The organism is Aristophania sp. ESL1100, assembly GCF_058511235.1.
The window spans coordinates 25357-37250 of sequence record NZ_CP196394.1; the positions used below are offsets into that span (position 1 = coordinate 25357).

Consider the following 11894-nt stretch of genomic DNA (forward strand, 5'->3'; position numbering starts at 1 on the left):
CTAGGTAAAAAAGAAGGATAATCCGTGGAGCAGCATTCTTCGCCTAAAGATGACTCTTCTGCACCTTTGAATCCTGTCTATATCCGCTTGAGAGCGGTTATAGCGGCGGCTCATTTCCATGGCATTAATCTCGATATACAGGATTTTGCGACCGAGAAGGATGAAAAATTCCCCTCTCCGGCAACGCTGGCTCGTTGGGTCCGTGCCCAGGGCGGTGTTGCTAAGGGGATGCGTCTGCGATGGAATTATCTTGTCCGTCTGGGGAATACGCCTCCTGTTGTTCTTATGTTCAGAGATGGTTCTGCCGGTCTTATGGTGGGGACCGATCCCGTGCGTGGAATCGTCTGGCTGCGGGACCCCTTAAAGGGGGAAGGTGATCCGCCAGTTCCAGTCGATCAGCTTCGTCTCGCTCAGGTCTGGACCGGGGACGTCCTGCTGATTAAACGCCGGCAGGATGAATCAGAAGCGGAATCCCGTTTTGATCTCCTCTGGTTTGCAAAGCTTGTCCTGCGTGAGAAAAAAGGCCTGCGGGACGTTATTTTTTCCTCAATGGTCTTGAGTATCCTTCAGATATTTCCTGCGTTGATTGTCATGCAGGTGATTGATCGCGTTGTAAATTATCACTCCATGGCAACTCTGGTGTCTCTGACAGGGTTTGTCATTATCCTCAGTGTTTACGAAATTCTCCTGACTTATGGTCGCCAGGAGCTCAGTCTGGTGGTCAGTACCAGGTTAGATGCCCGTATCTCGCTTCATGCGTTCAACCGCCTTCTGTCACTTCCGCTTGAGTTTTATGAGCGTCAGCAGACAGGTGAGATTCTGGGACGGTTTTCTTCAGTGTTCCGTGTTCGGGACTTTATGACGGGTCAGCTTCTGACGACCATGCTGGACCTGTTTGTCCTGTTCGTTGTCATGCCGGTGCTTTTTTATATGAGCCCGACCATGGCATGGCTGACATTGGCCGCCGCTGGCTGTATCGGTCTGATCGTCGTGATTATGCTCCCAGCTGTGAGCCGGGTGGCAGGGCAGCAGATCAGAACTGAAATGCGCCGTAACGCAACGCTTTATGAAACGGTCGCCGGGATAAGGACGGTCAAGACATTGGCGTTGGAAAATACGCGCCGTACAGAATGGGATGAACGGACCGCTGACGTTGTTCAGTGGCGTCTGGCGGCTGGACGGATGTCCAACTGGGCCAATACATTTGTGTCTCCACTGAACCTTTTTATCAATCGCGGGATCATTCTTGTCGGTGCTTATCTGATCCTGACCGGCTCAGACAGTATGCAAGGCGGTGCCTTGATGGCCTTTATGATGCTGGGTGGTCGTGTGGCTTCCCCTCTGGTCAGTCTGGCGCGCCTGATGGAAACAGTAAACGAAGTCACTGTTTCATTAGGTGAAGCGGGAATGGTGCTGAACCAGCCTACTGAAACAAAAGCTCTGACCACCGGGATGCGCCCCAAAATTGAGGGGGCTCTCAGTTTCACGAATGTAAACTTTACCTATCCCGGTTCAACAACTAAGGCGCTTATCGACGTCAATTTCTCCATCCCGGCTGGGACCATGCTCGGATTGGTGGGGCGGTCCGGCTCAGGGAAGTCCACCATCACCCGTCTGCTCCAGGGGGTCAGCCGGAATTATGAAGGGTATCTGCGCCTTGATGGCATTGATCTGAGAGAAATCAATCTGCATCATTTACGCCGTTCCTTTGGGGTTGTCTTGCAGGATAACTTCCTCTTTCGTGGCACAATACAGGATAATATTACCGCAGGTCGTCCGGGCTATACGATTGATGACGTTGTGCGGGCTGCCCGTCTGGCGGGGGCTGAAGAGTTTATTGAACGGATGCCAGCCGGTTATGAAACCTGGATTGAGGAAGGTTCAACAAATATCTCCGGTGGCCAGCGTCAACGCCTTGCCATTGCGCGTGCTGTTATTTCCGATCCGAAACTGATGATTCTTGATGAAGCAACCTCAGCCCTTGATCCCGAGTCTGAAGCGCTGGTGAACGCCAATCTGCAACGTATTGGTAAAGGCCGCACGATGGTGATCGTTTCACACAGGCTGTCGTCACTTGTTGATTGCGACAAAATTGCCGTGATGGATCATGGTGAGCTCGTCGATATCGCACCTCATGAAGTTTTGCTGGAGCGGTGCGAAATTTACCGGACATTATGGTTGCAGCAAAACCGTCATATCAATCCTGGCTCCTCTCATGAAGAAAAAGAAGAGGAAGCGGGTGAAGAAAAAGGACAGCTACCCGGGGGAGAGAGTGAATGAGCGATAATAATCTCATCCCCGATCCACGACAGGATGGTGAGCAGGAAACGCGCCCTGACGTTTCGGATGTTCATAATGTCCCCAAAAAAGCGACAGATCCTTTTGCCCCTGATGGGATGCCGCTGGCTCTGCTGGAGTTCCACTCTCCAACGCGTGCGCTCGTCAATATGCCGGCAACGCCTTCGGCCCAATATATTGTCTGGGTCATCGGGTGCCTGTTACTTGCCAGTCTGGCGGGCATGGCGCTGTTCCCGGTTAATAAAGTCGTCTCTATTACCGGGCGTATGATTTCAACGCAGCCGACCGTCCTGATTCAGCCTTTTGAATCGGCGATTATCCGCTCAATTGATGCGGATGTGGGTGATTTCGTGCATAAGGGACAGGTGCTGGCCCGCCTGGATTCGACGGTCAGCCAGGCTGATATAGATAATCTGGTTCAGCAGATTCAATCGCTGGAAACAGAAGTGGCCCGCTTGAAAACAGAAGCGAACGGGCAGAATTATGAGCCTGATATCAATGTGCCTTCCTCTGTTGAACAGGGGAAAATCTTTCTGCGGCGCAAAAATGACTATCAGGCCCATATGCAGGATTTCGGCCAGCGTATTGCCGGGATGGAAAGTGACCTTCAGGGTGCCCGCGCCAATACGGCCATGTTCAGCAGCAAATTGCGTATTGTGAACGCTGTTCTTGAGATGAGAAAGCGCGAGCAGGAAGAGCAGGTAGGGTCGCGCCTTTCCACTCTGGGCGCTCAGGATGCTGTTATGGACACAGAGCGCCAGCTGATTACGGCTCAACAGACAGCCAATTCGACGACAAATAAGTTGGCAGCGCTGAAAGCCACACGCGAAAGCTACGCCCAGAACTGGAAAACTGAAGTTTATGCAGAACTGACCAAGGCCGAGCGGAAGCTTGATGAGGTCAGGAGCAACTACAGAAAAGCCAGAATGAGGCAACGCCTGATTGTATTGCGTGCGCCAGAAGATGGAATCGTCCTGACGACGGGGCCTTTCTCCATTGGTTCCGTGATAGAATCCGGCATGCGTATCATGACGCTGGTGCCGACACGTTCCGGTATGGAGGTCGAAGCCATTATGAGGGCGCAGGATAGCGGGTTTGTGAAGCAGGGAGACCACGCGCTTATCAAATTTGTGACGTTCCCTTATGATCTCTATGGTGGGGCGAATGCTACAGTTCGTATGATCAGTGCGGATTCCTTTATGCCAACGGATGCTGCAACAAGTAACCTCAAGGCAGGGATTGATCCTAAAAGCATGGCAGGGGTAAAAGGAGCTCCTGTCTTTTACCGTGTTCGTTTACGGATTGATCGTTATACATTGCATGGGCAACCTTCTTTTTTCCATCCTTCTCCCGGGGTTCCGGTTACTGCGGATATAGATGTGGGAAAAAGAACAATTCTTAAATATCTTTTCAGCCGGATTGTTCCAACTGTCAGTGATGGCATGAGAGAGCCATCATAAGCTGAAAGGGCATCATGGTCGTAGAGAAAGCAATGGGGATGTTCTCTCAGGGATTGAGAGGACGCAAACTGGAGCGGGGCCTTCGTCTTTTGAAAGAAAAGAGGCCTTATGAGGCCTTTACCCTGTTTGCCGAGCTTGCACAAAAAGGTGTGGCTGAGGCTCAATACCAGGTTGCCCAATGTTATTTGCGGGGTCAGGGCACCCCGCCTTCCCTGGAGGAAGGGGCAAAATGGCTCTATCATGCGGCTCAGGCCGGCCTGGCTGAAGCCTGCTTCAGTCTTGGCACCTTATATGCCATGGGTCTGCCGGAAGGATTCGATCCATCGTCCCCGGCAAGTGTGCTGAATAAAGGGACGGCCTATACTGATAAAAAGCCTGATTTTGATAAAGCTCTCTACTGGGCTTTAAAGGGTGCTGAAGGAGGGGACGCACAGGCCAAGGCTCTGGTCGCTCACCTTTATGCGCACGGGCCGGAGCATATTAAAGACGAGAAACTTGCCCGTTACTGGTATGAAAAATCAGCTGAAGCGAAAACCCCTCAGGGGTTGTTCGGCTATGGCCTGATTTTATTGCGTGAAGCAGAAACTCCCGAACAGAAAAAGGAAGCCTTCACATATCTTAAAGAGGCAGCCGATCTGAATGTCGGCACAGCAAACGCAACAGTTGCCTGGATGTATGAAGGAGGAGCCGGGGTTGAGAGAGACCTGGCTCAGGCAGCTCATTATTTTGCACGGGCGGCAGAATATGAAATTGCTCCAGCCCAGGCACGTTATGGTTTGATGTTGCTGAAAGGCATAGGAGTCAAACAAAATATCGTTCAGGCAGAGACCTGGCTGCGCCGTGCCGCACAAAATGGTCATGCCGATTCAGCAGCCATGCTGGGTGATCTGTATATCCGTGGAGAAAATTTCAACACGAATGCAGCAGAAGCCTTCCGTTGGTACAAAATGGCCGCCGAAATGGGGCATGCCAATGCGATGCGTGCTCTGGGTGTTTTTTATCTGACAGGCACAGGCGTTGAACGTGACGAACTGAAGGCAGCCTTGTGGTTTAACAAAGCCTCATCTTCAGGAAATCGTCAGGCAGACGCTGATCTGGGGAATCTGATCCTTGCCGGTGTTTCATTGCCGCCGGAAGAGCAGATAGCCATACGAAAAAGATGGCAGAAACGCGCTGAAAAGGGGGACCCGTTAAGTGCCTTTAACCTGGGCGTCTGTCTGGCACAGGAAGTAGGCGGCCAGCTTGATGAAAAACAGGCTCTTTATTGGATGAGCAAGGCCCTTAACAGTGTTGTTAATGCCCAATATTGGTATGGCCGAATGCTGTTTGAAGGAAAAGGCTGTGATCCTGATCCGGTTGAGGGGTTGAAATGGCTGCAAAAAGCCGCTGATTCCGGAATGGCTGATGCCTGCGTGGCGGTAGCCCGTTTGTATATTACAGGCCATGAAGGCTGCCCGAAAGATCATGAAAAGGCGCTTGATTTATATTTGAAAGCGGCTGAATCAGGAAATGTCGAGGCCTGCTTTGCTCTGGGAGCCATGTATGGTGGCGGCCATGAAATCCCTGAAGATAAAGAAAAGGCACAGCATTATTTCGAAATAGCTGCGCAGAAAGGGCATGTTTTGGCCCAGGCTATGCTGGGGCGTTATCTTGTCTTCGGACTGGCTGGCAAAACTGACCGGAAAGCAGGCATGAAGTGGCTTGAGAGTGCGGCTTCCCAAGGTATTGAAGAAGCACAACAGACGTTACAGGAGCTGGACAAGTCGCCTGAACAGGAGGGAGGGGAGGAGACTTCCCATGCGTAAAAAAGAGGCACGTTTTATAGGGGATTACGGTTCCGTTATAAATAAGGAAACAGAGGCTCTCTGGCGGGAAAAATCCTTGCGGGAAGCGCAATTTGCCTTTGAAAACGGGCAGGAGGCGTCTCAGCAGGAATTATTTCATCAGGCCTGTTTCTGGCTGGGGCGTGCCAGTCGGCTGGCGCCGAATGACGTGAAGGTCGGCTTTGCCTACGCGATGTCCCTTCTGAAACTCGGGCAATTTGAACATGCGCTGGCTTGTCTGAAAGATTTTGACAATAAACTTGATGCCAGAGAGATTGTTTTCGCTCAATTTATAGGTTTATGGGGGGCTGGAAGGAAAGAGGAAGCACAGGCCCTTCTGAAGGAGGCTTTGTCACTTTACGTCCCCCCTGTTGAGCTTTATGGCCTGATCGAGGCGCTCGTTGCGCAGGAAGAAAAACCAGGGTGGGCCACAATTTCCAATAGTGGTCTGTTACGGCTTTATACGGCTCATTCTGTTACTCTCACGCTCGATGGCCGCAAATTGGGCACGTTTGAGGGCGATGAAGTGTGTCTTGGATCTGCCTTTCAGGAAGGAATCTGTCCTGACTGGGCGCAGGGCCGTTCTCTTTCAGTCAAGGCTGATGGCAAACATCTTCTGGGCAGCCCCTTTGATATTGCATCACTGACGGAATGCAAATCACTTATCTGGCCTGAAGCGTCCAGACTGGCGGGGTGGATCTGGTATCCTGCCGAACCCGATTTTGTGCCCCATATTCAGGTTGATGACGGCCCCTGGTATGCGGTGCAAACATTCGAAGACATTGATCAATTCAATCCTTTGGGGTTTGCAAGGTCTTTCACGATTCCTCTTGACGATATCACCGGGCAGGAACGGGCGCTCGTCAAAGTGCGTAATGATCATGGAATGCTCCTGGCCGGTGCCCCGCTTGATCCCAAGTTAGGGCGGGTTATTGAGCATAAAGAACCCTATCCCGCCCAATATTACCCGGTTCCTGTTCAGGCGCGCCCGGTGCGGATTGAAGCAAGGGGGACGAAGACGTCCCGTTGCGTCGTCCTGATACCCGTCTATGCTGATTATGCTGCGACGATGGATTGCCTGAAAAGTGTTCTGGAAACCGTGCCTGAGGCTGTCGAGGTCATCGTTATTGATGATGCCTCTCCTGAAAAAGAGATTGTCCGTGCCCTGGATCGTCTGGCGGCAGAAAAGAAAATAACGCTTCTGAGAAATGAAGAGAATCTGGGTTTTCCGGCTTCGGTCAATAAGGGATTTCGTTACGCACAGAATGCTGACGTTATTTTGCTGAATAGTGACACGGTCGTATTTGAAGGATGGGTTGAGCGCTTAAGGCAGTGGCTGACGCTCCGGGACGTTGGAACGGTAACACCTTTTTCCAATCATGCGACGTTATTATCCTATCCCTCCATAGAGGTTGAAAATCCTGCACCGGATAAACGGGAAGCGCAGCTGATTGACACGTTATGCCGGGAAAACGGAGCGACTACGGAAATAGAATTACCGACGGCCAATGGGTTCTGCATGGCCATTTCGGCTGAGTGTCTGGCAGAGACGGGATTTTTCAGAAATAGCGTTTTTTCCCAGGGTTATGGGGAGGAAAATGATTTCTGCCTCCGGGCTACAGCGCGGGGGTTCCGTCACCTGGCGGCGGTGAATGTCTATGTTCTGCATAAAGGGGGGTGTTCGTTTAAAAAGAACAAACATCCTCTGATTGAGCGCAACCTCAGACTATTGAATGCCCTTCATCCCGGTTACGATATGATGATTGCGGAATTCATGCATCGTGATCCTCTGCGTCTGACCAGGCGCAGGATGGATTTCATGCGTCTGACAAAAGCAGTGCGTAAAAAAGAGGTTGTGCTGCTGATAGAGCATAATTATGGCGGGGGTGTTGCCCGGGCTGTCCAGAAGCGCGTTGAAGCCTATGATCAAAAAGGCATTATGGCTTTCAGGCTGCGCCCTACGCCACAGGGATGCAGCCTCGAATTCGGCAAAGATCCGGCATTATGGCCCAATTTGCAGTTTGCACTGCCGGAAGATGCCATGTTGCTGCTAAGCTGGTTGCGTAAAATTGGTGTCACATTCGTGGAGTGGCACCATCTTGTCGGGCATGCACCATGGGTCCGACGGTTGCATAAACTCCTTGATGTTCCTCTTGATATCTTTGTGCATGATCATGTGTGGTACTGTCCGCGCATTACGCTCTTGAATGCAGAGGGTCATTATTGCGGGGAACGAGGCATTCAGGCGTGCCGTGACTGTCTTAACCAGCCTCCACCGCTGGAAGAAGACATAGCGATTGAAGATTTGCTTGAACGTTCAAAAGAGGAGTTTCGCTCAGCACGTTCCATTACTGTTCCCGTCTCTGATGCCGCGAAAAGATTGACCCGGCATTTTCCGGATATTGGGAATATCATCATAGAGCCACTGGAAGATGAATCGTCCTTCCCGCCGCTTAAATCGCTGAATCCTGAAAACAGGGCTTATCGTGTCGGGGTTTTAGGGGGTATAAGCCGCTGGAAAGGCTATGATGTCTTACGGAAACTGGGAGAGTATATTCAGCAGAACGCTCTTCCAATTGAGCTGGTTCTTGTTGGAGGTACAAGAGATGACAAGACCCTGATGGATGTTGGCATCCAGGTAATGGGGACGTACGATGATGAAGATGTGCTTTTCCTGCTTGAAGAAGCAGAGCTTGATATTGGGTTTATCCCTTCAGTTGCTCCCGAAACATGGTCTTATGCCTTGAGCTGGCTCTGGAAAGCCGGGTTGGAGGTTATTTGTTTTGATATAGGAGCCGTGAGTGAACGTATACAGCGCAGGGGAGGGGGCAAAGTTCTTCCGCTTGGTCTGCCTGTTGATCGTCTGGCAGATTATATCCTTGAGCATGTAATATCGAGAAAAAATCGCTTATAAGACTTTCTTTCGTCTTTCATTATCGTTATGTTGTGGCGTTTAATACTGGTATTAAATGCCTTGAGACTTTTTTACCGGGATAATTTTTTATTCTGGATATTTTGTAAAACTGTGGAAACACTATTATTAGTAGTGAGGCGCGATGTCTGAGACGCAAGACCAACACCAGTCTGATCGTGTGGTTGATCTGAAAACCGGGGCGCACGTCATTTTTCTTGATAAAGGATTATATTGCGTTTTACACGCTCCAGGCCAGAGAGAGGCTGCGGCTTCCGGGTTGCCTGGCGTGCGTGTCTCCCGGGCTCCGTTATCAACGGCAGAGGATGTTGAGATCAGCACCTTTTCCCAGGATGGCTGGCTGGGAGCTTCCCATAATGCGGCTCTGGTCAGAGTCAATCGTGACCGTACGGGAATTCTTGTCACAGTCTATCAGGATCTGGGCAGTAAGCACGAGGCTCCCCGTCTTCAGGTGATGCGCCTTTTTGCAGGAGAGGGGTCTGAGCAGAAGCAGGGTGAGCCGTCTGTTTCACACGCCAGGGGAGCTGGGCAGATCGCTTTGGCAGCAGAGAATGATCTGCAGGAAGTGAGTGCTCATATCCAGAGAGAAGGGGACGTTGTCAGGCCCGTAGGAGTCTGGATGGGCAAACCGGGAAGTGGTTTGTGGATCGAGGGTTTTTCTGTCAGTCCGGAATCTCATATCAAGGCACAGGATATCGAATATCAGGCCGTGCTGGGGAAAGGGTGGCTCTCTCCCTGGAGTGAGGGTGGCCAATTCTGTGGCTCAAGAGGAATGTCGCTCCCTATTCTGGGGATGTGCATTCGTCTTAAAGAAAAAGCGACAAAAGAGTGGACATTGCGTCTGACAGGCTGCTTTACCGATGGCACAAAAACAGGCCCCGTCGAGGGGGCTGAAGTTATGCTGGAAAGTGAGAGCCTGGCGCCTCTTGAGGCCTTTCAATTAGAGGTTCTACCGGTCAAGGTTAAGAAAGAAAAAGCGTCTTCCAGTCAGAAAGAGGCACCGAAAGGAACGAAAAAAACCACACGCCGTACACGCACAACCGTCAGCTAGGGTGGGATAGAGCGGATTGCGGTATCTCTTTATTCACCAGAGCTTTCCGGCACAATATGCCCATATTTTAAGACATCTTGTAAAACAGGGTGGGCATGAGATTGTCTTTATTACCAGCCAGGCTCAGCGTGAAATAAAAGGTGTCAAAAAAGTCCTTTATTCGATCCCGTCTGTGAAGGATGAAGGGGGACACCCTTATGCAAGGGAGTTCTCCCAGGCATTATGGCGGGCCGATATCGTGGCAACTGTCGCTAACTCGCTTAAAATGCTGGGTTATCAGCCTGATATTATTATTGGCCATCATGGATGGGGTGAACTTTTACGGATGGGGGATGTTTTTCCGGATGTCCCGATCCTCGGGTATTTTGAGTTTTATTATCATCTGACGGGTCAGGATGTTAATTTCGATCCCGAATTTCCCTTTAACCCTGAATTAGCGCCTTTTGTAAGGGCCAAAAACCTCGTTAATCTGAATGCCTTGACGCTGCCGGGATGGGGGCAGACTCCAACGCGCTTCCAGAAAGAGACCTACCCTGAATGGGCCCAGCAGAAAATCACGCTTTTACGTGAGGGAGTGGATTTAAAAAACTGCCGCCCTGACAGGAAATGTAAAAAGAGTGAGGTAAAAATCGGCACGCTTGTTTTATCTCCTCAGGACAAGATTGTGACGTATGCCGCGCGTAGTCTGGAACCTTATCGGGGGTTCCACAGTTTTATGAGAGCGTTGCCATCACTCCAGAAAAGACGCTCTGATCTAAGGGTCGTGATTGTCGGACATGATGACGTCAGTTACGGTTTGCCTCCCAGTGGAGGGGGGACGTGGCGGCAGACCTTGTTATCTGAACTGGAAGGAAAACTCGATCTTGAGCGGATTCATTTCCTTGACTGGCTCAGTCATAAAGATCTGGTAAGATTGTTCCAGCGTTCAGACGTGCACACATACCTGACTTATCCCTTTGTGCTGTCCTGGTCCCTGCGGGAAGCTATGGCAGCAGGGTGTACTCTTGTTGCCAGTGATACAGCGCCTGTAAAAGAATTTCTGGTTCATGATGACACAGCCTGTCTTACCTCTTTGCTTGAGCCGGAAAAAATTGCAGAGTCCATTCTGGATCTGCTTGATGACCCGGAACGTGCGCAACGCCTGGGAAGCAAAGTGCGCAAAGAAGCCTGTGCCGTTCTTGATGTCAGAAATTATTTGCAGTGTTATGATGACCTGATTACGCATCTGGTTGGTTGATTTTAAGATTTTTTCAGTAAATGGAAGCCCTTTATGCCCGTTGAACTCCTGCCCGCTTTGAGACTATTGGTTGAGCATTGGGTCGTGAAAAAAGCCCCCTCCGTTCCGCCTGGAAAATTATCGACGGACGATTTGAACCAGCTCTCCATGGCTGCGATCGAGACCTTGAGCCAGAGAGCTCTTGGCATTGAAAACAGTGCATGGGGGCCTCTTGAAGTGGCGACACGTGGTTGGCTTGTACAACGTAAAAAAGGTGGCGCACCAACCGCTCTGGGCGCAGAGGATTTTCGCGGGCTGGTCAGATTGGTTCTGGAAGGCTTTTCACGCCAACCAATCACGACCCCTGAAGGTCAGAAATCTCTGGATGATCTGACAGATTTCGGCCTGAAAACAGATGAAACTCTTCCCGATGGGCGCCGTGTAGCTGATGTTCTCAAAGAGGATCCTTTCTTCTTTGCCCGTGAACATCTGGCCCGGTCTTTATGAGCTTTTAAGCGAGGATTCGCCTGGATCTTTTAAAAAGAAGGGCGCGGGACTTAATCGTTCCCGCGCCTTTTTCGTTTGATAGGCACGTAGAAAAATTAACCTTTAACGACTTCTTTATCCTGAAGGTGAGCTTCCAGGAACCAGAGGTTCTTATCAAGACCACGAGAGACTTCCGTAAAGAGATCGGACGTATCATCATCTCCGGCTTCATCTGTGGTTTTGATGGCCTGGCGCATATTATTGGCAACATGCCCATAACGGTCGATCAGAGCTTTCAGATGGTCCTGAACTTCGTAAATATCTGTAGGGTAAGGTTTGCAGCTGGTTTTCTTATCAACAGTCTGGACCGTCCCAAAGGCGCTTCCGCCAAGCTGAACAGCGCGTTCAGCGACAGAATCGCTATAGCCATCAATTTCTGAACGGAAACCATCCAGCATTAAATGGATGCCAATGAAATGAGATCCTTTCAGATTCCAATGTGCCTGCTTTGTAATCAGGGCCAGGTCAATCAAGTCAGCCAGACGGGCATTAAGGAGCTCAATGGAAACGGCCTTGGTATTATCAGGGGTATTATTTTTTGTGCGAAAGTGATTCATTTTGGTCATAA

General features: G+C 50.6%; 8 protein-coding genes. 7 read left to right on the plus strand and 1 reads right to left on the minus strand.

Annotated elements, in window-relative coordinates; translation table 11 throughout:
- The first annotated feature begins 66 nt into the window (after positions 1-66).
- The 7 genes from ACSYSY_RS00115 (at position 67) to ACSYSY_RS00145 (ending at position 11287) form a co-directional block, all read left to right on the plus strand.
- A complete protein-coding gene (locus tag ACSYSY_RS00115) occupies positions 67-2280 on the plus strand; it encodes a peptidase domain-containing ABC transporter (RefSeq protein WP_491708186.1) in 2214 nt (737 codons plus the stop codon).
- Positions 2277-3758, plus strand: coding sequence for an HlyD family type I secretion periplasmic adaptor subunit (locus ACSYSY_RS00120; RefSeq protein ID WP_491707321.1), 1482 nt, complete (start codon positions 2277-2279; stop codon positions 3756-3758). The genes ACSYSY_RS00115 and ACSYSY_RS00120 overlap by 4 nt, the downstream gene beginning before the upstream one ends.
- Positions 3759-3772: 14 nt before the next feature.
- A complete protein-coding gene (locus tag ACSYSY_RS00125; protein WP_491707322.1) occupies positions 3773-5563 on the plus strand; it encodes a tetratricopeptide repeat protein in 1791 nt (596 codons plus the stop codon).
- Positions 5556-8495: a glycosyltransferase gene (locus ACSYSY_RS00130; protein ID WP_491707323.1), complete on the plus strand. Its 2940-nt coding sequence runs from the start codon at positions 5556-5558 to the stop codon at positions 8493-8495. The genes ACSYSY_RS00125 and ACSYSY_RS00130 overlap by 8 nt, the downstream gene beginning before the upstream one ends.
- Before the next feature lie 142 nt (positions 8496-8637).
- Positions 8638-9564, plus strand: a complete 927-nt coding sequence (locus tag ACSYSY_RS00135; RefSeq protein ID WP_491707324.1) for a hypothetical protein — start codon at positions 8638-8640, stop codon at positions 9562-9564.
- Between the two features lie 16 nt (positions 9565-9580).
- A complete protein-coding gene (locus ACSYSY_RS00140) occupies positions 9581-10801 on the plus strand; it encodes a glycosyltransferase (RefSeq protein ID WP_491707325.1) in 1221 nt (406 codons plus the stop codon).
- A 33-nt stretch (positions 10802-10834) separates the two neighbouring features.
- Positions 10835-11287 carry a hypothetical protein gene (locus ACSYSY_RS00145; protein WP_491707326.1) on the plus strand — a complete coding sequence of 151 codons (453 nt, stop codon included), beginning with the start codon at positions 10835-10837 and terminating at the stop codon, positions 11285-11287.
- Positions 11288-11382: 95 nt separating this feature from the next.
- On the opposite strand, the gene dps is transcribed toward ACSYSY_RS00145, so the two are convergent.
- Positions 11383-11892, minus strand: coding sequence for a DNA starvation/stationary phase protection protein Dps (dps, locus tag ACSYSY_RS00150; protein WP_491707327.1), 510 nt, complete (start codon positions 11890-11892; stop codon positions 11383-11385).
- Positions 11893-11894 lie beyond the last annotated feature (2 nt).